Origin of the sequence: Streptomyces sp. NBC_00386, assembly GCF_036063235.1 — a bacterium.
In the GTDB taxonomy this organism is placed as follows: domain Bacteria; phylum Actinomycetota; class Actinomycetes; order Streptomycetales; family Streptomycetaceae; genus Streptomyces.
In genome coordinates this window covers 1,312,925-1,334,980 of the sequence record NZ_CP107950.1, presented here as the reverse complement: position 1 = coordinate 1,334,980, position 22,056 = coordinate 1,312,925, and the positions used below count along the sequence as shown (strand labels likewise).

16 protein-coding genes are annotated in these 22,056 nt (G+C 70.2%); 7 read left to right on the top strand and 9 right to left on the bottom strand.

The genetic code is table 11. The features are described 5' to 3' along the window. Positions 1-1,314: an ABC transporter substrate-binding protein gene (locus OG780_RS05735; RefSeq protein ID WP_326784057.1), complete on the bottom strand. Its 1,314-nt coding sequence runs from the start codon at positions 1,312-1,314 to the stop codon at positions 1-3. A gap of 169 nt (positions 1,315-1,483) precedes the next feature. Between OG780_RS05735 and OG780_RS05730 the strand changes: the two genes are divergently transcribed. Together OG780_RS05730 and OG780_RS05725 are read left to right on the top strand one after the other, a co-directional pair. Continuing rightward, on the top strand, positions 1,484-2,806 hold the full coding sequence (locus OG780_RS05730; RefSeq protein ID WP_328445328.1) for an ROK family transcriptional regulator: 1,323 nt from the start codon (positions 1,484-1,486) through the stop codon (positions 2,804-2,806). A gap of 118 nt (positions 2,807-2,924) precedes the next feature. Beyond that, positions 2,925-3,758: an alpha/beta fold hydrolase gene (locus OG780_RS05725; protein WP_328445326.1), complete on the top strand. Its 834-nt coding sequence runs from the start codon at positions 2,925-2,927 to the stop codon at positions 3,756-3,758. A gap of 21 nt (positions 3,759-3,779) precedes the next feature. Here OG780_RS05725 and OG780_RS05720 read toward each other — a convergent pair whose 3' ends face one another. Together OG780_RS05720 and OG780_RS05715 are read right to left on the bottom strand one after the other, a co-directional pair. After that, positions 3,780-4,739, bottom strand: coding sequence for an SDR family NAD(P)-dependent oxidoreductase (locus OG780_RS05720; protein WP_328445323.1), 960 nt, complete (start codon positions 4,737-4,739; stop codon positions 3,780-3,782). Positions 4,740-5,040: 301 nt separating this feature from the next. Beyond that, positions 5,041-6,060 (bottom strand): PHP domain-containing protein, encoded by a 1,020-nt coding sequence (locus tag OG780_RS05715; protein WP_328445321.1) that lies wholly within the window; start codon positions 6,058-6,060, stop codon positions 5,041-5,043. 255 nt (positions 6,061-6,315) lie between these two features. Between OG780_RS05715 and OG780_RS05710 the strand changes: the two genes are divergently transcribed. Next, on the top strand, positions 6,316-6,552 hold the full coding sequence (locus OG780_RS05710; protein WP_328445319.1) for a hypothetical protein: 237 nt from the start codon (positions 6,316-6,318) through the stop codon (positions 6,550-6,552). 82 nt (positions 6,553-6,634) lie between these two features. Here the strand turns inward: OG780_RS05710 and OG780_RS05705 are convergent, their stop codons facing one another. The 3 genes from OG780_RS05705 to OG780_RS05695 form a co-directional block, all read right to left on the bottom strand. Continuing rightward, entirely contained in the window at positions 6,635-7,429 is a 795-nt protein-coding gene (locus OG780_RS05705) for an SDR family oxidoreductase (protein WP_328457914.1), read from the bottom strand. A 231-nt stretch (positions 7,430-7,660) separates the two neighbouring features. Then, the gene (gene cydB, locus OG780_RS05700) at positions 7,661-8,701 is read right to left on the bottom strand and encodes a cytochrome d ubiquinol oxidase subunit II (RefSeq protein WP_328445317.1); all 1,041 of its coding nucleotides are present in this window, start codon (positions 8,699-8,701) and stop codon (positions 7,661-7,663) included. 26 nt (positions 8,702-8,727) lie between these two features. After that, positions 8,728-10,209 (bottom strand): cytochrome ubiquinol oxidase subunit I, encoded by a 1,482-nt coding sequence (locus OG780_RS05695; protein ID WP_328445315.1) that lies wholly within the window; start codon positions 10,207-10,209, stop codon positions 8,728-8,730. A gap of 463 nt (positions 10,210-10,672) precedes the next feature. Here OG780_RS05695 and OG780_RS05690 point away from each other — a divergent pair, with 463 nt between their 5' ends. Beyond that, positions 10,673-12,430 (top strand): cation:proton antiporter, encoded by a 1,758-nt coding sequence (locus tag OG780_RS05690; RefSeq protein ID WP_328445313.1) that lies wholly within the window; start codon positions 10,673-10,675, stop codon positions 12,428-12,430. Then, positions 12,427-13,743 carry a DUF2254 domain-containing protein gene (locus tag OG780_RS05685; RefSeq protein WP_328445311.1) on the top strand — a complete coding sequence of 439 codons (1,317 nt, stop codon included), beginning with the start codon at positions 12,427-12,429 and terminating at the stop codon, positions 13,741-13,743. Before OG780_RS05690 ends, OG780_RS05685 begins: the two co-directional genes overlap by 4 nt. A 23-nt stretch (positions 13,744-13,766) precedes the next feature. Here OG780_RS05685 and OG780_RS05680 read toward each other — a convergent pair whose 3' ends face one another. The 3 genes from OG780_RS05680 to OG780_RS05670 form a co-directional block, all read right to left on the bottom strand. Continuing rightward, complete coding sequence (locus tag OG780_RS05680) at positions 13,767-15,347, bottom strand: GMC family oxidoreductase (protein ID WP_328445309.1); 1,581 nt, start codon at positions 15,345-15,347, stop codon at positions 13,767-13,769. Positions 15,348-15,441: 94 nt separating this feature from the next. Continuing rightward, positions 15,442-16,428 carry a cyclase family protein gene (locus tag OG780_RS05675; RefSeq protein WP_443062113.1) on the bottom strand — a complete coding sequence of 329 codons (987 nt, stop codon included), beginning with the start codon at positions 16,426-16,428 and terminating at the stop codon, positions 15,442-15,444. Next, positions 16,421-18,244: a glycoside hydrolase family 15 protein gene (locus OG780_RS05670; protein WP_328445307.1), complete on the bottom strand. Its 1,824-nt coding sequence runs from the start codon at positions 18,242-18,244 to the stop codon at positions 16,421-16,423. Before OG780_RS05670 ends, OG780_RS05675 begins: the two co-directional genes overlap by 8 nt. A gap of 345 nt (positions 18,245-18,589) precedes the next feature. Here OG780_RS05670 and OG780_RS05665 point away from each other — a divergent pair, with 345 nt between their 5' ends. Together OG780_RS05665 and pflB are read left to right on the top strand one after the other, a co-directional pair. Next, the gene (locus OG780_RS05665; protein WP_328445305.1) at positions 18,590-19,534 is read left to right on the top strand and encodes a universal stress protein; all 945 of its coding nucleotides are present in this window, start codon (positions 18,590-18,592) and stop codon (positions 19,532-19,534) included. Between the two features lie 259 nt (positions 19,535-19,793). Beyond that, the gene (gene pflB, locus OG780_RS05660; RefSeq protein ID WP_328445303.1) at positions 19,794-22,052 is read left to right on the top strand and encodes a formate C-acetyltransferase; all 2,259 of its coding nucleotides are present in this window, start codon (positions 19,794-19,796) and stop codon (positions 22,050-22,052) included. The last annotated feature ends 4 nt before the right edge of the window (positions 22,053-22,056 follow it).

The following is a 22,056-nucleotide window of genomic DNA, read 5'->3' as shown; positions in this document are numbered from 1 at the left end:
TCACTTCTTCGGCATCTGCTGCTGGGCCTTCTCGAGCGCCGCCTTCACCGACGCGGTGGTCACCGCGCGGCCGCCGGCGGCGTCGGCGAACAGACCCTTGATGGCCGTACCGACCGCGGTCTCGAACTGGGACTCGTCGGCGACCTGCGGCAGCGCGGCGGCACTCTTGGCCAGGGTGTCCTTGAGAACCGCGTTCGAGGGGGAGTTGAACGCGGTGTCCGTCTGGGCGGTCTTGACCGGCGGGATCGAGGTGTAGGCGCCGTTGAGGATCTTCTGCTCGGCGTCGCTGGTCAGGAACTTCACGAACTTCGTGGCGCCGTCGAGGTTCTTGGTGTTCTTGAACACCGCGAGGTTGATGCCGGCGACCATCGAGTTGACGTTGGTGCCCGTGCCCGGGGTGCCGGACTGCACCGGTACCGGGGCGATGCCGTACGCGTCGTCGGCCATGCCCTGCGACTTGAGGTTGGCGGCCGCGGACTGCCACAGCAGCATCGCGTTCTTGCCCTTGGCGAAGTCGCTCACCGACTGGTTCTGGGCGTACTCGGCGTTGCCCGGGGCGATGATCTTGTCCTTCGCCATCAGGTCGACGTACTGCTTGACCGCGGCGACGACCCCGTCGTTGGTGAAGTCGGCCTTGCCGTCGGCGGTGAAGAAGTCCGCGCCGTGCTGCTTGGCGAAGACGAAGGCGTGGTGGATGTTCTCCGAGGCGTTCGACCCCTCGGCGCCGAGGCCCCACTTGCCGCCCTTGGAGATCTTCTTGCCGTCGGCGACCAGCTCGTCCCAGGTGGCCGGAGGGTTCGCGATCCCGGCGTCGGCGAACATCTGCTTGTTGTAGTAGAGCGCGTACGCCATCGAGTACAGCGGCACCGCGGCGGGGTCCTTGCCCTCGGCGCCCGTCGAGCCGAGCGCGGAGTCGACGAAGCGGTCCTTGCCGCCGATCTTGGCGAAGTTCTTCGCGTCCCAGGGCAGCAGCGCTCCGGTGGCCTGGAGCGAGGCGCTCCAGGTGTTGCCTATGTTGAGCACGTCCGGGCCCTGGCCCGAGGTGGTGGCGGTGAGGATCCGGTTCAGCAGGTCGGACCAGGGCACGACCTCCAGCTTCACCTTGATGCCGGTCTGCTTCTCGAACTTGGCCAGTTCGGGGGCGAGCGTCTTCTTGTCGATCTCGATGCTGGCGCCCTGGTTGGACGCCCAGTACGTGAGTGTCTTCGGCGAGGCGTTGGACCCGCCGCTCGACGAGCCGCCGCCACAGGCGGTCGCGGCGGTCAGCAGGGTGATGGTGACCGCACCGGCGGCCGCGGCTCGGATTCTGCGCATGGCTGCTTCTGTCCCTTTCCCGGAGGGAGCGCATGAGGGACGCCCGGGTTCACTTCCCGAACGATCCTCATGGCTTAATTTAGGACGTGAGTTAAGACCCGGAAGAAAGTCGCGTCAAGGGATCGCACAGGGGTATCTTGCAGTTCGGGCAGGCCGGAAGGGACTTCACATGGCGGGGCGGAACGGACGGACAGTGCGTGACCTGCGACGGGGCAATCGCACCGCCGTACTACAACGGTTGTATTTCGACGGGCCGATGAGCCGCTACGAGCTCGGTCCGGCGACCGGGCTGAGTTCCGGATCCATCAGCAACGTGGTCGCCGAACTCGTGGCCGACGGCCTCGTCGAGGAGGCCGGAAGCGTCGACTCCGACGGCGGCCGGCCCCGCACCCTGCTGCGCGTGGTGCCCGGAAGCGGTCACATGATCGGCGTCGACGTCGGTGAAACCCGCGTCCGCATCGAGCTGTTCGACCTGACTCTCACCGAACTCGCCCGCACCGAACGTCCGTTGCAACGCCAGGGCTACGAGGCCGACCGGCCGCTCAGGGGCCAGGAGTACGACGTCGACGTCATCGTCGGCCACATCCGCGACGGCATCGCCGAGGTCCTGGCCGAGGCGGACATCGCCCCCGAACAGCTCCTCGGCGTCGGCATAGGGGTGCCCGGCATCGTCGCCCGCACCCCCGAGCGTGGCGCGGTCGTGCACGGCCAGACCATCGGCTGGGACGCCGTCCCGCTGGAGTCCCTGCTCCGCTCCGCCTGCGAACTCCCCGACACCGTGCCGTACTTCGCGGACAACGGCGCCCGAACCCTGGGCCAGGCCGAGATGTGGTTCGGGGCCGGACGCGGAGCCCGCAACGCGGTGGTCGTGCTCTTCGGCTCCGGCGTGGGCGCCTCTCTCGTCACCGAGGACGTCGAGAACGGCCGGTCCGTCGAGTGGGGGCATCTGACCGTCCGGGTCAGGGGCCGCCGCTGCCGCTGCGGCGCCCTCGGCTGCCTGGAGGCGTACGCGGGCGCCGAAGCGCTGCTGGACCGCTGGCGCGAGGAGGGCGGGCGGCCCCCGGAGGGCACGGACGAGGAGACCGCGCTCACCGCGATGCTCGCCGCCGCCTACCCGCCCGAGGGCACCGAGCCCGACCGCATCGCACTCGCCGTCCTGGAGGAGACCGCCGAGTACCTGGGCGCCGGTCTCTCCGACCTGATCAACCTCTTCCAGCCCGAACGCATCCTCATCGGCGGCTGGGCCGGCCTCCAGCTCGGCTCCCGCTTCCTGCCCGCCGTCCGCCGGTACGCCTCGTCGTACGCCCTGCGTTATCCCGCTCAGCACGTCACCGTGGACCTCGGGCGCCTCGGCCCCGACGCCGTCACGGTCGGCGCCGCGATCCTCCCGCTGGCCGACTTCTTCGCCCGCGGCGGCCGGCGCGCGGAACCCGCGCCGGCCGGACCGTCCCCCGCCTGGCGCACGGCCCTGGAGGAACGGGCACCGCACTGATTCCCTCCGCAGGCGACCGCGTTCGCATGACCTCCGGGGTAATCGACCCCGTCGCCGCCTCCCGGAAGCATGAAGGGCACACCGACCGCCCTCGTACCACCGGATCCCGGGAGGACCCATGCCGTACTTCGCGAGCCCCGTCGACGGTGCCCGGCTGCACTTCGTCGACTACGGCCCCGCCACCGGCCAGGTGGCCGTCTTCGTCAACAGCTCCTACTTCGGTACGGAGATGTGGGAGTACCAGACGCTGCCGCTCGCGGACGCCGGCTACCGGTGCGTCGGGTTCGACCGGCGCGGGCACGGCCGGTCCGAGGACGTCTGGGGAGGATTCGACCTCGACAGCCTCGCCGACGACGTCGACGGGCTGCTCCGGCACCTCGATCTGCGGGAGGTCACCCTGGTCGGGCACTCCGTCGGGACCGCCGAGATCGTCCGCGCTCTGACCCGGCACGGGGCCGAGCGGGTGGCGGGAGTGGCGCTGGTCGCCGGTATGGCACCGGGCCCCGTGCGGTCCGTGAACCATCCCGAGGGGGTCGACCCGGCACTCGTCGAGGCGGGCAACAAGGTGTTCCGCCACGACCGGGCCGCGTTCTTCGAGGACGGCGCCCACGCGTTCTTCGCCCTCGGCCTCCCCGGCAACGACCTCTCCGAGGCCTACGTGCGATCCATGATCGACCGCTGCCACGGCGCGACCGCGCGGGCCGGGGCCGCCCTCGGCGACCTCGTCGTCACCCTGGACGTCGCACCCGAGCTCGCGAAGCTCGACCTGCCCGCCCTCGTCGTGCACGGGACGCACGACGCGTCGGCGCCGCTGGACCTGACCGGCCGCCGGGCCGCGGAACTGCTGCCCGACAGCACGTTCAAGGTCTACGAGAACGCCGGTCACGGCCTGTTCGCCACGCACCGCGAGCGACTCACCGCAGATCTCCGGGAGTTCATGTCAGGCTCCTGATGCGGCTGATGCCCGCGTGGCTCAGCCGAAGGCGTTCACCCCGGTCAGCTCGGCCGACAACTCCCACAGCCGGGCGGCCTGTTCGGGGTCCGTCGCGTAGGCGCTCACCCCGGTCCGGGTGCCGTCCGCCGGAGCCGGCTCGGCGATGTCGCAGTCCTCGCAGTACACCCCGCCCAGGCCGGCCAGCTGCGGTGAGGTCGCGGCCCACACCTGAGTGGCCGCTCCCTGCCGGGGCGTCTTGAAGCCCTCGGGGTTCAGCGGCGTGCCGTTCTCGTCGATCCAGCCGCGGTCGACCATCTCCTGTTTGGGCAGGTGCCGTTGGAGCGGGGTGAGGATGCCGCCGGGGTGCAGCGAGAAGGCCCGTACGCCGAAGTCCCGTCCTCGTCGGTCGAGTTCCACGGCGAACAGGACGTTCGCCGTCTTCGCCTGCCCGTAGGCCTCCCACTTGTCGTAGCCGGTCCGCCAGTGCACGTCGTCCCAGCGGATACCGGAGTAGTGGTGGCCCGCGGAGGACACGGAGACGACCCGCGCGCCGCCCGGCGCGATCGCCGGCCACAGCCGGTTGACCAGCGCGAAGTGACCGAGGTGATTGGTCGCGAACTGCGCCTCCCAGCCGGGGCCGACCCGCGTCTCCGGGCAGGCCATGATGCCGGCGCTGTCGATGACGATGTCGATGGCGCGGCCCGAGGCGAGGAACCGTTCGGCGAAGGCGCGCACGCTCTCCAGGTCGCCGAGATCCAGTTCGCCGGTCTCTGCGCCGTCGATGTCCGCCAGCGCCTCGCGCGCGGTCGCCGGGCGCCGTGCCGGGACCACGACGTGGGCGCCCGCCTCGGCCAGCGCCCGGGTCGTCTCCAGGCCGAGGCCCGAGTAGCCGCCCGTGACGATCGCGAGCTTGCCGGAAAGGTCGATGTCCCGCAGGACGTCGTCCGCGGTGCTCCGGGCACCGAATCCCGAACCGATCTTGTGCTGTGCAGTGCTCATGCCTCGCACGCTACGAATTCGAGCGGACTCGAAGTCAAGCGGACACGGCCGTTGCGGCGAACGGCCGGCGTCGGCGATGGAAAGACCCCGACCGGACGGGGGAATCTCGGTCGGGGTCGTCTGTGGGGGCACGGACGGCGGTCGCCTCGCGGCGAAAGGCTCCGCAGGGCTTCAGCCGGACGATCGTCCCTGCGGGCAGAGGTGAGGCCCGGGGACACTGTCCCATCCGCACCCACGGTTTGTTCAACGGGTGACTACCTGTGGGTGTTCCCCGGAACGGGGCCGTCAGCGGTGACCTGTGTCACGGTGTCTCACGGGTCCGGGCCCAGGTGAGCAGGTCCTCCAGCGTCCATGTGGTGACGACCCGCTCCGGCGGCACCCCGCACTCCTCGGCCCGCGCGCACCCGTAGATCTGCCAGTCCAGCTGTCCGGGAGCGTGCGCGTCGGTGTCCAGGGAGAACAGGACACCCGCCTCGACCGCCTGGCGCAGCAGCCGGCGCGGCGGATCGAGGCGTTCCGGACGGCTGTTGATCTCGACGGCCGTGCCGGTCTCCGCGCAGGCCGCGAAGACGGCTTCCGCGTCGAACCCGGACTCGGGGCGGCCGCGGCCCGCGATCAGCCGGCCCGTGCAGTGGCCGAGGATGTCCGCGTGCGGATTGCGCACGGCGGCGACCATACGGCGGGTCATCGGCCCCGCTTCCATCCGCAGCTTGGAGTGCACGGACACGACCACCACGTCCAGCAGCTCCAGCAACTCCGGCTCCTGGTCGAGCGATCCGTCGTCGAGGATGTCGCACTCGATGCCGGTGAGCAGCCGGAAGGGCGCCCAGCGTTCGTTGAGGGCGGCGACGACGGCCAGTTGCCCGCGCAGCCGCTCCGGCGACAGGCCGTTCGCCACGGTCAGCCGGGGCGAGTGGTCCGTGAGCACCGCCCACGCGTGGCCGAGCCGTGCCGCGGTGCGCCCCATCTCCTCGATCGGGCTGCCGCCGTCGGACCAGTCGGAGTGCAGATGGCAGTCCCCGCGCAGCAGTTCCCGCAGCCCCGCACCGCCCTCGGCGAGCGGCCCGGTGGCCTCCCGCTCCACCTTCTCCAGGTAGCCCGGCACCTCGCCGGCCAGTGCCTCCCGCACCACCTTCGCGGTCTTCGGGCCGATGCCCTTGAGCGATTCCAGTGTCCCGGTCGCCGCGCGCTCGCGGACCTCGTCGGCCGGCAGCCCGGCGAGCAGGCCCTGCGCGGTACGAAAGGCCCGTACGCGATAGGTGGGCGCCAGACTCCGCTCCAGCAGGAACGCGATCCGGTCCAGGGCCTCGACGGGGTCCATCGGCACTCCTCCCTGCGGTCGCGACGGCCGCCGCACGCTCTCCCCAGCGTTGCCCGGCCGTCGGCGGACCGCACGGCGGACGTCCGGTGCGCGGGTGGTGCCGGGTTTCCGGACGTGCGGGGCGGGATACGTCACCCGACCGGGCGAACGCGTCGATGTCCGCTGCCGCGCCCCTGCCGGGCGGCACGGGCCGGACGCTCCAGGGGCTCCACCGCTGACCAGCGGGAACAGCGGGAATCGCTTTACGCTCTAGTCATGACCGAAAGCGCGAGCCCTTACATCTCCCACCCGCGGATCTTGGTGCTCGGGGTGCAGCCGGGCACGCCGCCGTTCCGGATCATGGAGATCGACGGCGAGATGGTGGGAGAGGCGAAGGCGATCACGGACGTCCTGGAGTACGCGGCCGCGTACGGCATCACGGTCCACGATCTGGACGACCCCGACGTGGTCCGCTGGGTGGGCGGCGACAAACTCACCTGGCATCCCGGCTGACGCGGTTCGGGCCCCGAACCGCGGCGCGGTGCCGCGCCGGGCTCCGGCCCGGCGCGGGGTCACGCGGTCTTCTACGGTGTGGTCAGCCGCCGGTGGCGAAGCCGGGGAAGAGGGTCATCCCGCCGTCGACGAACAGGGTTGTGCCGACCACGTAGTCCATGAGGTCGGAGGTCAGGACCGTCACGGCGGCGGCGATGTCCTCGGGCTCGCCGACCCGTCGGTAGGGGATCAGCGTGAGCAGATCCGCCTCGGCCTCGGGGGTCTCCCAGGCGCTGCGGTTGATCGGGGTCTTGATGGCGCCGGGCGCGACGGCGTTGACCCGGATTCCGTGCGGGCCGAGTTCCTGGGCCAGCGTCTGCATGAGCATGAGGACGCCACCCTTGGACGCGGCGTAGTTCAGGTGACCGGACCACGGGATGATCTGGTGCACGGAACTCATGCAGATGATCTTTCCGGCGGAGCGGGAGATCTCCGGCACGACTCCGCGCCGCAGGAACTCCTTCGTCGCCTCCCTGGCACACAGGAACTGGCCGGTGAGGTTCACGTCGATGACCTTGTGCCACTGCGCGAGGGTCATCTCCGTCACGGACGCGTCCCGTTGCAGGCCGGCGTTGGCCACCAGGATGTCGATCGTGCCGAACTCCTCCAGCATGCGGGCGAACATGCCGACGACCTGACCCTCGTCGGACACGTCCGCCTCGTGGGCGAAGGCCCGCACGCCGAAACCCTGGATCTGCCGGACCACGTCCTCCGCGGCCTCCTGTCCGGCGACGTAGTTGACGACGACGTCGGCGCCCGCCCGGCCGAGCGCGACCGCCGTCGCCAGTCCGATACCGGAGTTGGCCCCGGTCACCAGGGCCTTCTGGCCCCGCAGCAACGGCAGCGCCGCGAGCTGCCCTTTGATGTCCACGCCTGAGGTCACTGCCTTCTCCCGTCGCCCGCCGAACTTCGGCACCGGGCACAACATTCCTCGGCCCTCGGTTCGTACGCGGGCCGAGGGGTCGCCCCACCCGCCCATTCGGGCGGAGATGCCCCTCCAACGGCCCAGCGCGGGCTCGGCCGGGCCTGACCCCGCCTCCTGGGCTCCCGTGGGCGCCCGGGGTCGCCGTCATCCTTCAGGTAGGGCCGTCGGCGCCGTGGCAGGCCCTCCGGCGGCGGGGAACCGGTCGGAGGAGATCCGCTGCCGGAAGACGTGGTAGGTCCAGCCCTGGTAGCAGAGGACGACGGGGAGCAGGACGAGGGCGACCACGGTCATGACCTTGAGCGCGTAGGGGCCGGAAGCGGTGTTGTGGACGGTCAGGTCGTAGGCGCTTCCCGTGCTGGAGACCATGACCCTGGGATAGAGCTCGGTGAAGAGCGACGCCACGGTTCCGGCGATCGCGAAAGCGGTGGCACAGAACGCCCAGCCGTCGTGGCCGCTGCTGATCAGCCAGGCCGCGGCGGCGACGGCCACGACGGTGGCGAGTTCGGCGAGGTTGAGGAGGACGCCGCCGCTCGCGAGGGAGCGCGTCCAGAAGACGTAGGCGAGGACCACCAGACCGGCGGGCAGGACGGTGAGCCGGGCCAGTCGGCGGGCCCTCTCGCGGATGTCCCCGCTGGTCTTCAGCGAGAGGAAGGTCGCGCCGTGCAGGAGGCAGAGCACGGTGAGAGTGATCCCGGTGAAGACGCCGTAGCCGGTGAACAGGTCGGCGAAGGTGCCCGTGTACTCCTGGTCGTGGCCGATGGGCACGCCGTGCAGCAGGCCACCGAGGGCGATGCCGAGCACCAGGGGCACGGTCACGCTGCTCGCGGTCAGCAGGACGGTCCAGTTCCGTCGCCATCGCGCGGTGTCGACGCGGCCGCGGTACTCGATGGCGATGCCGCGGACGATGAGCCCGGCCAGAAGGAGTACCAGCGCGAGGTAGAAGCCGGAGAACAGGGTGGCGTACCAGCCCGGGAAGGCGGCGAACATCGCGGCGCCGGCGGTGACCAGCCAGACCTCGTTGCCGTCCCATACCGGTCCGATGGTGTGCAGTACGGCCTGGCGGCGCGATTCGTCGCGGGAGAGCAGTCCGTGGAGCATGCCGACCCCGAGGTCGAAGCCCTCCAGAACGAAGAAACCCGTCCACAGTACGGTGACGAGGATGAACCAGAGGGTGGTGAATGCCATCGCGGGCCTTCCGGCGGCTCGGGACCTCAGTAGGTCATCTCGGGTGCGGGCTGGTCGTCCTGGTGCAGGGGGCCGGTGCCCTTGCGCGTGTGGCGTGTCATCAGCACGGCGGCGATCACGGCCATCGCGGCGTAGAGGAGGAAGAAGGCCACGATGCTGATGGCGACCTCGGTGGTGCCGACGGAGGAGGAGACCCCGTTCTTCGTCAACTGGATGCCTTGCACGATCCAGGGCTGGCGTCCGTTCTCGGTGAGGAGCCAGCCGGACGTGTTGATGAGGAACGGCAGCACCACGGCCCACACCGCCGCGGTCAGGAACCAGCGTGAGCGCGTGAGCTGTTCGCGCCACAGCAGCCACAGGCCCCACACTCCGAGGAGGAGGGCCAGCGAGGCGAGGTAGGCCATGACGCGCATCGCCCAGTACTGGATGAAGACGTTGGGTACGTAGTCGCCCGGACCGTAGGCCTGCTGGTACTGGCTGTTGACCTCGTTGAGGCCGAGGACCTTGCCGTTCCAGTGGTTGGTGGCCAGCAGGGAGAGCAGGTGCGGGATCTCCAGGATCTTCGTGGGGGTCTGGTCGTCGTTGCCCCCACCGATCTGGAAGAGGGAGAAGGAGCAGGGCTGGCAGGTCTCCCACTGCGCCTCGGCCGCCGCGATCTTCATCGGCTGGTACTTGCCCTCGGTCACGCCGAGTTCGCTGCCGACGAGCATGTTGAACATCAGGGCCGGCACGAGGATGAACAGCGACAGGCGCGCTGACAGCCGGAACCCCGAGACCGCCTCCTTCGCGGCGTCCGGGGCGCCCCCGTCCTGGACCTCGGCCCGGACCTGGGTGCCCTTGTCCTCGGCGCCGCCCTTGTCGCCGCCCTTGCCGTCGCGGAGGACCTTGCGCAGATGCCAGGCGGACACGGAGAGCATGACCATCGAGCCGGTGACCAGCGCGGCCAGCAGTACGTGCAGGTAGCCGCGGAGGAAGACGGGGTTGGTGAACAGGGCCCAGACGTCGTCGAGCTGCGGGCGGCCGGTGGACGGGTCGGTCTTGTAGCCGACCGGGTGCTGCATCCACGAGTTCGCGGCCATGATGAACAGCGCCGACAGCGCGCTGCCGGCCGCCACCGCCCAGATGGTCGCCAGGTGGACGCGCTTGGACAGTTTGTCCCAGCCGAAGATCCACAGGCCGAGGAACGTCGACTCCAGGAAGAACGCGGCGAGGCCTTCCATCGCCAGGGGCGCTCCGAACACGTCACCGACCGTGCGGGAGTAGCCCGACCAGTCCATACCGAACTGGAACTCCTGGACCAGACCGGTCACCACGCCGACGGCGACGTTGATCACCAGCAGGGTCCCGAAGAACCGTGTCAGCCGCAGGTACGCGACCTGCCCTCCTCGGTACCAGGCGGTCTGGAGCAGGGCCGTCAGCAGGCTCAGTCCGATGGTCACCGGGACGAACAGGAAGTGGTAGATCGACGTCATCGCGAACTGCAGCCGCGCCAAGTCCAGCTGGCTCATCTGTCCTCATCCATCGGATCGCACTGCGACGCAGCTGATGCGGCCGCCCAGACAAACACACTGGTTCCCTGGCAGTCGGCAAACCGTGCTCGTGAAAGACCGTGGCCATTCGTTCGGGTGATTCGCGTCGTCGTCACCGTCGTCACCGTCGTGGTCGGCGGCGGCGCCGTCGTCCTGGCCGTCGACGTGCCTGCCCGGCGACGGCGCGGACGTCCCGGGTCACCCGGACGGCTTCGCGGCGGTGCGTGCCGTACGCAGGTGTAGTGGATTGGACCTCGACGTGACTGCCTCATCCCTACGGCCGGTCCGGGTACGGCGTGCTCGGCGGATGCCTTGAAGGCAACCCTCGTCGGCGTCGAGTCGGGCGCCATCGGATTTCAAGAACCCCTGCAGGCGGGGCGCAGGGGCTTCTGGACATGCTTGAAATCCCGCGGCCCCGAGCGGTGGAAGGAGGACGACCGCCATGACCGACGAGGACATCCTCCTGGGCATCGCCCTGACCGTCGCCCTCGCCACGGGCTCGCAGATCCTGGCGAACAAGCTGCGCGTCCCCGCGCTGATCATCCTCCTGCCCGTCGGCTTCACGGCGGGCGCCCTGACCGACGTCATCCATCCCGGGCGCCTCATCGGCCCGGACTTCCCCGCGCTGGTCTCGCTGTCCGTCGCCGTGATCCTCTACGACGCGGGTCTCGGGCTGAACCTGCGCAACCTCACCGGCCGTACTCGCTCGACCGTCGTGCGGCTGCTTGTCATCGGCATCCTGGTCACTTTCCTCGCCGTCGCCGCCATCGGACCGGCCCTGTTCGGCATCCCGCTGCGGGGTGCCGCGATGATCGGCATGATCCTCGTCGTGTCCGGTCCCACCGTCGTCGGCCCGCTGCTCGAGTACGTCCGGCCGACGGACAGGCTGCGGCGCATCCTGATCTGGGAAGGAACGCTGACCGACCCGATCGGCGCCATCCTCGGAGCGGTCGTCTTCCACGCCGTCGCGACCTCCCACCGGGTCGACCTCGGCCGGGGCTACCAGATCGGACAGTTCCTGCTCAGCGTGGGAGTCGGTCTCGTGGGCGGTGCGGTGGGCACCGTCATCCTCTGGCTGACCCTGAACAAACTGCGGCTCGGTGAAACGCTCGGCACCCTCGCCCAGTTGGCGACGGTGATCCTCGTCTCCGCGGGCTGTGACATCGTCCGCGACGACACCGGCCTCATCGCCGCCATCTTCACCGGACTCGCCATCACCAACCTGCGGGGGATGGACATGCCGGCTCGCCGGCCCTTCCTCGAAACACTCGTCCAGATGATCATCGGCCTGCTGTTCATCTCCATCTCCTCCGCGGTCACCCCCGACTCCGTGGTGCCCGTGCTCGTCCCCTCGCTGATCCTGATCGCCGTGCTCGTCCTCCTGGTCCGGCCGCTCATCGCGTACGCCTCCGCCCGTGGTTCCGACCTGACGGTGGGCGAATGGGGCTTCATCGGGTGGATGGCACCGCGCGGCATCGTCGCGGCCTCGACCGCGTCCGCCTTCTCCGCCACCCTCGTGGCGAAGGGGTTGCCCGGCGCGTCCAAGATCCTTCCGATCACCTTCCTCGTGATCGTGGGGACGGTCCTGCTCTACGCCCTGACCGCCGCGCCCGTGGCCCGGAAGCTCGGCGTCGTCCGATCGGCGCGGACACGGCCGCTCCTGGTGGGCGGAGCCCCCTGGGTCATCGGCCTGGGGCAGGCTCTGGAGACTGCCGGACTCGACGTCCTGATGTGGGCCGGACTGGACGAGGAACGCGAGCGGATCGCCGCGGCCGGAATCGAGCTCGCGCACGGGGAGATGCTGGCGACCGCGACCAATCCCCGGGCCCGGCTGGAAGGCGTGACGGCGGTGTTCCTGCTCACCGACGACGACGATTTCAACGCCCTGGCCTCCGTCGTCATCAAGGACAACGTGCAAGGGCCCGTCTACCGGGTGGGGCCACCGAGGGACAGTCACGGCGTGGTCGCCCCGTACACCGGCGGCGACATCCTCTTCGGCCACCCGCTCGTCCGGCACCGCCTGGCGGCCCGCTACGAGCAGGGCGCCCGCTTCCTCGTCCAGCCCGGATCCCAGCCGGTCCCTTCGGACCACGACATCCTGTTCGTGGTCCGGGCCGACGGCCAGTTGGCCCCGGTCACCGGCGCGCAGACGATCACACCTCGGCCGGGCGACACCGCAGTACTGATGGGCTCCGTATGACCTCCTGGGCCACCCGCTTTCGGCTGCGGCAGTACGCCAAGGCGAGTCTGTGGATCGTCCCCCTCTTCGGGCTCGTGCTCGGCGTCGCCCTCGCCCAGGCGACGGCCGCCGTGGACGGCGCGTCCTGGCTGCCGAAGACCTGGGACTACTCCGCGTCGACGGCGAGCAGTGTCCTCAGCTCCGTGGTCGGCGCGATGATCGCGCTGCTCGGGTTCGTCGTCACCATCGGGGTCCTCGTCATCCAGCAGGCCACCGGCACCCTCTCACCGCGCTACATGCGGCTCTGGTACCGCGACCGGTTGCAGAAGGCCGTGCTGGCCACCTTCACCGGCACCTTCGCGTTCGCCTACACACTGCTGCGGAGCATCGAGACCAACTCCGTGCCCAACCTCGGTGTGACCCTGGCCGGTATCGCCGTGTCCGTGAGCCTCCTGCTCCTGCTGATCTACCTCAACCGCTTCACCCACAACCTGCGGCCGGTGGCCATCGCCGACATCGTGGGACGCCTGGGCGAACAGGTCCTCGACCGCATGGCGGCCCATGTACGGAGCACCGCGGCGTCCGACGGGGTCCCACCGGCGGCCGGCCCGGTGGCCCGCATCCGGTCGGAACGCGGCGGTGTCATCCAGGCGTTCGACGCACCCGGCATGGTCTCGCTCGCGGCGCGGCACGACTGCGTGTTCGTGCTGGCCGCGTCGGTCGGTGACTTCGTCCCGCCCAGCGGCACCGTCGTCGAGATCCACGGCGGTGCGCCCGCGCCCGACCCGCGCCTGGTGACCGGCCTCCTCGCCCTCGGTGCGGAGCGGACCATCGAGCAGGACCCGGCCTTCGCCCTGCGCATCCTGGTCGACATCGCCATCCGCGCCCTGTCGCCCGCGGTCAACGACCCCACCACGGCCATCCAGGTGCTGAACCACATCGAGGCGTTCCTGCACGCCGTCGGACGTGCCGGAACCCGCGGTCACTACGTGCTCGCCGACGAGCGCGGCCGGGCACGCGTCGTGGTGCCCGGCCGGCCCTGGGAGAACTACCTGGAGCTCGCCGTCACCGAGATCCGCGACTACGGCGCGACCTCCGTCCAGGTCTGCCGACGGCTCCGGGCCCTCCTCGAAGGTCTCCTCGCGGCGCTGCCGGACACTTGCGGGCCCGCTCTCCGCGCCGAACTCGGCCTCCTCGACGACGCGGTCGAGAGAGAGTTCGCCGACGCACCCCGCCGCGCCGACGCACGGACGGCCGACCCCCAGGGCATCGGGGGACGGAGCCGCCAGGACGCGCCCCCCGATCTCTCCCCGCCCGGCGAGCCCGGCCCGTAGGACGGCCCCGGGGCGTTCCTCGCTCAGCTCAGGCGTTCCGCGATGTGGTCGCCGACCCGAAGGGCGTTGGCGATGGCGGTCAGCGACGGGTTCACCGCGCCGATGCTCGGGAAGAAGCCGGTGTCGACGACGTAGAGGTTGTCGAGATCGTGGGCCTTGCAGTCGACATCGAGGGCCGAAGACCGCGGGTCCGTGCCGAAGCGTACGGTGCCCGCCTGGTGGGCGGTGGCGCCGATCGGCATGCCCTTGTGCAGGTAGAGGCTGTGCGGCAGCAGGTGGTGGGGGTGCATGCCCAGGTGGCCGAGCATCTTCTGGAGTTTGTGCTGAAGGCGCGCCAGCCCTTCGGTGTTGTTCTTCTCGTCCAGGGCGAGGTGGATGTCACCGTCGGCGTCGAGCGTGACCCGGTTGTCGGGGTGAGGAAGATCCTCACCGCAGAGCCAGAAGTCCACCGCGTGATGGGCCAGCACCTCGAAGGGAAGATCCGGCGAGGCCATGCCCGCCCACCGCGGTGCCTCGCCCCGGATCTGGTCGGAGTCCGACTTGCCGAGCATCTGGATTCCGCCCAGCGGATAGTCCCAGTCGTCCGCGCCCAGATACCAGTCGTTCAGGGCGAGGGTCTTCTGGAACTGGGTGTCGTTGGGCTCCTTCGACACCGCCATCAGCGCGAGGTTGTTGTGCCGCATGTAGTGGCGGCCCACCACGCCGGAGCTGTTGGCGAGACCGTCCGGATGGCTGTCGTTGGCCGAACGCAACAGCAGGGCTGCGGAGTTGACGGCGCCACAGGCCACCACCACGATGTCGGCGGAGTACTGCGCGACCGTCCCGTCGGCGAGTTCGGCGATCACCTTGTCGACGCTGCGGCCGGTCGGCCCGGTCTCCAGCTTGCGAACGTTCGCCCCGGTGACCATGGTGACGTTGTCGTGCTCCAGGGCCGGGTCGACACAGATGACCTGGGCGTCGGCCTTGCCCTGCACCAGGCACGGGAAACCGTCGACCCGGTTGCAGCGGATGCACACGCTTCCGTGGGCCGCGCCCCCGTGGTCGTCCTGGGTGAGGTTGACGCCGATCGGCAGGTGGAAGGGGTGCAGACCCTGCTTCTCCAGGTCGTCGCTGAGCTGCTGGATCCGTGGCTCGTGCTGCACGGGCGGATACGCGTACTGGGCACTGACCGGCCCCTCACCCGGGTCCTCGCCGTGCCGGCCGTGCACCAGGTACAGGTGTTCGGCCTGGGTGTAGTAGGGCTCCAGATCCTCGTAACGGAGCGGCCAGGCCGGGGAGATGCCGCCATGGTGACGCAACTCGCCGAAATCCTCGGGGCGCAGACGGAACAGCGCGGCGCCGTAGAACTTGGTGTTGCCGCCCACGTAGTAGTTCACCTCGGGCGGGAACTTCTCACCGTGCTTGTCGTACCAGAATTCCGGCGCGCGGTATTTGCCCTTGACGAAGACCGCGGTGGACTCCCAGTTGTCCCGCTCGCGCGGCAGGTATCCGCCGCGTTCGAGGATCAGGACACGCTTGCCGGAGGGAGCGAGGCGGTGGGCGAGAGTGCCGCCGCCTGCTCCGGTGCCGATGACGATGACGTCGTAGTGCTCGGTTCCTGTCATGGGGGGTGCCTCGGATCATGGGGGGATGGGTGCGGGCAGGCCGGGACCAGCCGGTTCGTGGGCCGTTCGCGGGTCGTTCGTGGTCATGCGTGGGTCAGAGGACGGCGATCGGGTTGACGGGTGAGCCGGTGGCCGCGGGGAGCCGCAGGGGTGCGACGACGCAGAGGAACGACCAGCGGTCGGCCTCCTCGCAGAGCGGCACCAGGTCCTCGAACCGCAGGTAGTCCATGAAGTGCAGCCCGAGGGCGTGGATGCCCAGGACGTGCACGGGGAAGTCCACGCCCTCGGTGAGGCTGGGAGCCGTGTCGTTGTTCCCGTCGCTGCCCAGTACGGCGACCCGGCGCTCAGCCAGGAATTCCATGGCGGCCGGGTGCAGGCCGGCCCGGCTGCGCGAGGCGTCCCATGGTCCTCCCTCCTCACGCCGGCGGCGGTGGCCGACCCGCACGAGGAGGATGTCCCCGGTCCCGACCCGCACGCCCTGGGCGGCCTCGGCGGCTGTGAGGTCGTCGGCGGTGACGTGGTCGCCGGGCTCCAGCCACGGCACGCCCCGCAGCCGCGGGATGTCGAGCAGGACACCACGGCCGACGATTCCGTTGCGAACCAGTTCGACGGACAGAGCCGTGGCGCCCTCCGCCGTCACGGTGCTCGCCGGGACGCCGCCGTACAGCGTGCCGTCGAAGACGACGTGACACAGAGCGTCGAGGTGGCTGTCCGCGTCGCCGTGAACGTTCATGGCGAAGTGGTCGGTGGCGAAGTGCAGCCCTCTGTCCGCGGGTTCGGTCTCGGGGCCGCTGGTGAGCCGGTGGCCGGCCGGGTGCGGATTGTCGGGAGCCACGCCGGTCTCGATCGGGGACGACAAGGAGACCGTCAGGCCGGAGAGGACCTCGGCCGCCGCGGCGAGGACCCGCGCCGGTGTGATGGTGGACAGCGCCCCGCGGCCGCCTGCGGAGGCCGGGGGTCCGGCGGTGTCCGCCTGCTGCCGCAGTCGCGCGTACAGGGCGTCGAAGGCGGCTCGGCTCTGCGGGCGGCCGTCAGGGTTCTGCGCGTCCGGACCCGGTTGCCCGAGTTCCGGCTCAGCCACGTTGCCGCTGCCGGTTGATGGCCTCGTCCAGGGTCGATGCCGCCATGATGAGCGACAGATGGGTGAACGCCTGCGGGAAGTTGCCGAGTTGCTCGCCACTCGGGCCGATCTCCTCGGCGAACAGGCCGACATGGTTGGCGTAGGTATGCATCTTCTCGAAGGTGTAGCGGGCCGGACTGATCCGCCCGGCGCGGGCGAGGGCGTCGACGTAGAGGTAGGTGCAGAGGCTGAAGGTCCCCTCCGAGCCGCGGAGACCGTCGGGGGAGGCGGCCGGGTCGTACCGGTACACGAGACTGTCCGAGACGAGCTTGCGCTCCATGGCGTCCAGGGTGGAGAGCCAGCCGGGGCTCTTCGCGGCGAGAAACCCGACACGCGGGATCAACAGGAGGGAGGCGTCCAGGACGTCTCCGCCGTAGTGCTGCACCAGGGCCTGCTCGGTCTGGCTCCAGCCCTTGTCCATCACCTGTTCGAGGATGCTGTCGCGGGCGTTGCGCCAGCGCGGGATGTCGGCGGGCCGGCTGAGTTCCGTGGCCAGGCGCAGGCCCCGGTCGAAGGCGACCCAGCACATCACCCGGCTGAACGTGAAGTCGCTGCGGCCTCCGCGCGTCTCCCAGACACCTTCGTCCGGACGGTCCCAGTTGTCGGACAGCCAGTCCAGCGTCCGGGCGAGCCCCTTCCAGCCGTGGAAGCCCAGTTCCTCGCTGACATCCATGCCCTCGGCCATCGCGTAGATGGCCTCACCGTAGATGTCGAGCTGCAGCTGGTCCGCGGCGGCGTTGCCGGCGCGTACGGGCCTTGATCCCCGGTACCCCTCCCAGTGGTCGAGGATCTCCTCGGTCAGGTGCGGGTCCCCGTCCACCCGGTACATGATCTGCAGCCGCTCGCCGGGAAGGTCCGCCCGGTCGCGCATCCGCTCGCCCAGCCACTTGGTGAACGCCGACGCCTCCTCGGCGAAGCCGAGGTCGAGCAGGGCGCGCACGGAGAGGGACCCGTCCCTCACCCACGAATACCGGTAGTCCCAGTTGCGCTCACCGCCGACCTGCTCCGGCAGACCCATGGTGGCGGCGGCGACCGGCGCACCCGTCGGGTGGTAGGTCAGAAGTTTGAGCGTGATGGCGGAGCGGTTCACCATCTCGGCCCAGCGCCCCCGGTAGTGGGAGGTGTGCAGCCACTTCTGCCAGAAGTCCACCTCACGCCACAGCGAATCCGTCACGCCGTCGACCGTGAGCGGAGGCGGCGCCTCGCCGTCGACGGCGCACGTCGTGAACACGGCGACGGCCGACTCCCCGACGCCGAGCGTGACCGCGCCTTTCACGTCGTGCCCGTCCCGTGCCAGCGGAAAGGACGTCTGCAGGTGTCCCGCGATCCCGGGCCCCCGGAACACCGCCTCCTGGGCCCGTAGATCCAGTTCGTGGTCGGCCCGGCCGTAGTCGAACCGCGGCCTGCACTCCAGCAGGAACCGCACGGTGCCGCGCACCACGCGAATCACCCGCGTCAGGCTGTGCCGGTCGGTGGGGGTCCGGCTGGTGTTCGCGGGCATCCAGTCGATGACCTCGCCGACGCCCTCCGGCGACATGAACCTCGTGACCAGCACACCGGTGTCCGGGTAGTAGAGCTGTTTGCACGTGACGTCCGAGTGCTCCGGCGCAAGCCGGAAATACCCGCCGCGGTCGTGATCGAGCAGCGAGGCGAAGACACTCGGCGAGTCGAACCTCGGCGAGCAGAACCAGTTCACCACGCCCTCGGAGGACACCAGGGCGGCGGTCTGCAGGTCGCCCACCAGACCGTGGTTGGCGATGGGGGGATAGCGGTCCATGAGCGTCCAATCAAGGAGGTTCCGGCGCGGTCCACTATCTGACAGGCCGTGCGCGGGCGCCTCTCGGCGTCACGGACGGGCGAATCAGGCCATGGACGACGGCCCGCAGTACCCACGAGCCCGGATGCTCCGCGCCGCCTGCCTCCATTTCCGCCGCTCCACGGTGAGGTGGCACTCCCAGTCGGGCCGTACGGGCTACCGGGCGTCAGCCCGTCCGGTCCCCGTCAGGGGCCGATCGGCCCAGGCCAGGGCCGATCGGCCCCTACCAGGGACCTGCGGCCCCTGCACAACGAGCCCATCGGACGCGACGCTTGGATCGGACCCCCGATTCAGGAGGTGGACGTCATGCCCCGCACTGTCGGCGCAGGCCTCGACGGCTCCCTGGAGAGCCTCGCCGCCGCCGAATGGGCCGCCCGTGAGGCGCGGCTGCGCGGACTGCGGTTGAAGCTGGTCCACGTACGGGAACCGGTCCCGGCCCACATGGCCCAGGCGCCGTTGCCGGGCGCCGGGACCCGTCGGCACCGGAGCGGGGGAAGCGAGACGGGGGTGCCCCCGGCCGAAGGCTCGGGGGCGATCCCGCGCGAAGCGGCCGAAGGCCTACGCGTACGTCACCCGGGTGTCGACGTCGTCACGGAGCAGCTCGACGGGCGGCCCGCCGAGGTGCTGCGCGAGGCCGCCGACGACGCCGAGGTCCTCGTACTCGGCAGCCGAGGACTCGACGGCACGGGCGGCTTCATGGTCGGCTCGGCCGGCCTGGCCGTCGTCGCGCACGCCGGACGGCCCGTCGTATGCGTACGCGCCGGAGAGCAGGCCGCGGACGAGCACCTGCCGGTTTCCCCGGGCGTCCCGTCCGCCGCGGCACCCTTCAAGCCTGTCGTCCTCGGCCTCGACAGCACCGGCCCCCACGACGCCCTGATCGGCTTCGCCTTCGAGGCCGCGTTCCTCCGCGCCGCGACCCTGCGCGTGGTGCACGCCTGGAACGAGCCGCCCTACATCGCGTACGGCCTGCCTTCGGACCTGGAGATGAACGCCGCGCTCGCCGCGCAGGAGGCCGACGCCGTGACGGAGGTCCTGCGCCCCTGGCGCGAGAAGTACCCGTCCGTGGAGATCATCGGGGACACCGTGTCCGGAAGGGCGGCCCAGCACCTGTTGGACGCTTCCCGTGAGGCCTCGCTCGTCGTCGTGGGCCGCCGAGTCCGCCGTGCCGTGCTCGGCGCTCACATCGGTCCTGTCACGCACGCCGTGCTGCACCACTCCGCCGCCCCCGTCGCTGTCGTCCCGCACGACTGATCACCATCCGGCACTTTCCGGCGGTGCTGCACCACTCCGCGGCACCGGCCGCGGTCGTCCCGCACGAATGAGTGCCCGGGCCGGGGAAGCGGGCTGGAGCGGTCTTCCTGACCTCCGTCATCGCGGGGTGGGCCGAACGGCCCCTCGGGCGGGGGCGTTCGGCGCCGAGGCCTGTGCTGTCCGGCCCTCGTCCCGGCCACCCCGAACGACAAGTATCGACAGTGCAGGACATTCCGAGCAGCGTGAGGGGAGACCGGCGATGACCACGACGGCGACGACTGGGGGCCGGACGGGTGCGGCATGGCAGGGCTTCGCCGGCACGGCGTGGCGCGAGCGCGTCGACGTGCGTGACTTCATCCAGGCCAACTACACGCCCTACGAGGGAGACGCGTCCTTCCTGACCGGCCCGACGGAGCGCACCCGTGCCGTCTGGGGCACGGTCAGCGCGCTGTTCCCGGAGGAGCGGCGCAGGGGAATCCTCGACGTCGACACCGCGACCCCGTCGACGATCACCTCGCACGCGCCCGGATACATCGACCGCGAGCGGGAGTTGATCGTCGGCCTGCAGACCGACGCGCCGCTGAAGCGCGCCATCATGCCCAACGGTGGTCTGCGGATGGTCGAGAGCGGACTGAAGGCGTACGGCTACGAGCCCGACGAGTTCGTCACCCGCGTCTTCGGGACCTACCGCAAGACCCACAACGACGGCGTCTTCGACGCGTACACCCCCGCGATGCGCGCCGCCCGCAAGGCCGGCATCATCACGGGTCTGCCCGACGCGTACGGCCGCGGCCGGATCATCGGCGACTACCGGCGCGTGGCGCTGTACGGAACGACCCGGCTCGTCGCCGCCAAGCGCGCGGAACGCGCCGGACTCGACGCCGCGCCGTCGACCGAGCACATCATCCGCGACCGCGAGGAACTCGCCGAGCAGATCAAGGCGTTGGATGAGCTGACCCGGATGGCCGCGACGTACGGCTGCGACGTCTCCCGCCCCGCCGCCACTGCCCACGAGGCCATGCAGTGGCTCTACCTGGGCTATCTCGCCGCCGTGAAGGAACAGAACGGCGCGGCGATGTCGCTGGGCCGCACCTCGACCTTCCTGGACGTCTACCTCCAGCGCGACCTGGCCGCGGGCGTCCTCGACGAGACCCTCGCCCAGGAACTGATCGACGACTTCGTGATCAAGCTGCGCATCGTACGGTTCCTGCGCACCCCCGAGTACGACGCCCTGTTCTCCGGTGACCCGACGTGGGTCACGGAATCCATCGGCGGCATCGGCGAGGACGGCCGCCCGCTCGTGACCCGCACCTCCTTCCGCTTCCTGCAGACCCTCTACAACCTGGGTCCGGCCCCCGAACCCAACCTCACCGTGCTGTGGTCGCCCCGACTCCCGTCCGGCTTCAAGGAGTTCTGCGCCAAGATCTCCATCGACACCAGTGCCGTCCAGTACGAGTCCGACGAACTGATGCGGCCCCGCACCGGCGACGACACCGCGATCGCCTGCTGTGTCTCGGCGATGGCCGTCGGCAGGCAGATGCAGTTCTTCGGAGCCCGCGTCAACCTCGCCAAGGCCCTGCTCTACGCGATCAACGGTGGCCGGGACGAGATCAGCGGCGAGCGGATCGCCCCCGAGACGCCGCCCCTGACCGGCGAGTATCTGGAGTACGAGGAGCTGTCGAAGGCGTACGACGGGATGCTGGACTGGCTGGCGGAGACCTACGTCAACGCGCTCAACGTCATCCACTACATGCACGACAAGTACGCCTACGAGCGCGTCGAGATGGCGCTCCACGACTATCCCGTGCATCGCTTCATGGCGTGCGGCATCGCCGGCCTCTCCGTCGCGACCGACAGCCTGTCCGCCGCCAAGTACGCCCGGGTCAAGGTGATCCGGGACGAGAACGGGCTCGCCGTGGACTACGAGATCGAGGGCGACTACCCGGCGTACGGGAACAACGACGACCGGGCGGACGCCATCGCCGTCGGCCTGGTGGACACCTTCATGACGAAGGTGCGCGAGCACCCCACCTACCGGGACGCCGAACACACCCAGTCGGTGCTGACGATCACCTCGAACGTCGTCTACGGGAAGCACACCGGCAACACACCCGACGGCCGCCGCGCGGGACAGCCCTTCGCCCCCGGTGCCAACCCGATGAACGGCCGCGACCGGCACGGGGTGGCCGCCTCCGCGCTCTCCGTCGCCAAACTGCCCTACGAGCACGCCCGCGACGGCATCTCGCTGACGACGACGATCACCCCGGAGGGCCTGGGACACGTGCCCGTCGAGCGCGTCGGCCATCTGGTCGGCATCCTCGACGCGTACACGGCCTCCGGCGGCTTCCACATGAACGTCAACGTCCTGGACCGGGCCACCCTGGAGGACGCGATGGAACACCCTGAGAAGTACCCGGAGTTGACCATCCGGGTGTCCGGCTACGCCGTCAACTTCGTCCGCCTGACCCGGGAACAGCAGCTCGACGTGATCAGCCGCACCTTCCACGGAACGCTGTGAGGAC

Coding starts and splice junctions, on each gene's coding strand:
- OG780_RS05735 (WP_326784057.1), bottom strand. CDS start 1,314: ATGCGCAGAATCCGAGCCGCGGCCGCCGGTGCGGTCACCATCACCCTG.
- OG780_RS05730 (WP_328445328.1), top strand. CDS start 1,484: ATGGCGGGGCGGAACGGACGGACAGTGCGTGACCTGCGACGGGGCAAT.
- OG780_RS05725 (WP_328445326.1), top strand. CDS start 2,925: ATGCCGTACTTCGCGAGCCCCGTCGACGGTGCCCGGCTGCACTTCGTC.
- OG780_RS05720 (WP_328445323.1), bottom strand. CDS start 4,739: ATGAGCACTGCACAGCACAAGATCGGTTCGGGATTCGGTGCCCGGAGC.
- OG780_RS05715 (WP_328445321.1), bottom strand. CDS start 6,060: ATGGACCCCGTCGAGGCCCTGGACCGGATCGCGTTCCTGCTGGAGCGG.
- OG780_RS05710 (WP_328445319.1), top strand. CDS start 6,316: ATGACCGAAAGCGCGAGCCCTTACATCTCCCACCCGCGGATCTTGGTG.
- cydB (WP_328445317.1), bottom strand. CDS start 8,701: ATGGCATTCACCACCCTCTGGTTCATCCTCGTCACCGTACTGTGGACG.
- OG780_RS05695 (WP_328445315.1), bottom strand. CDS start 10,209: ATGAGCCAGCTGGACTTGGCGCGGCTGCAGTTCGCGATGACGTCGATC.
- OG780_RS05690 (WP_328445313.1), top strand. CDS start 10,673: ATGACCGACGAGGACATCCTCCTGGGCATCGCCCTGACCGTCGCCCTC.
- OG780_RS05685 (WP_328445311.1), top strand. CDS start 12,427: ATGACCTCCTGGGCCACCCGCTTTCGGCTGCGGCAGTACGCCAAGGCG.
- OG780_RS05680 (WP_328445309.1), bottom strand. CDS start 15,347: ATGACAGGAACCGAGCACTACGACGTCATCGTCATCGGCACCGGAGCA.
- OG780_RS05670 (WP_328445307.1), bottom strand. CDS start 18,244: ATGGACCGCTATCCCCCCATCGCCAACCACGGTCTGGTGGGCGACCTG.
- OG780_RS05665 (WP_328445305.1), top strand. CDS start 18,590: ATGCCCCGCACTGTCGGCGCAGGCCTCGACGGCTCCCTGGAGAGCCTC.
- pflB (WP_328445303.1), top strand. CDS start 19,794: ATGACCACGACGGCGACGACTGGGGGCCGGACGGGTGCGGCATGGCAG.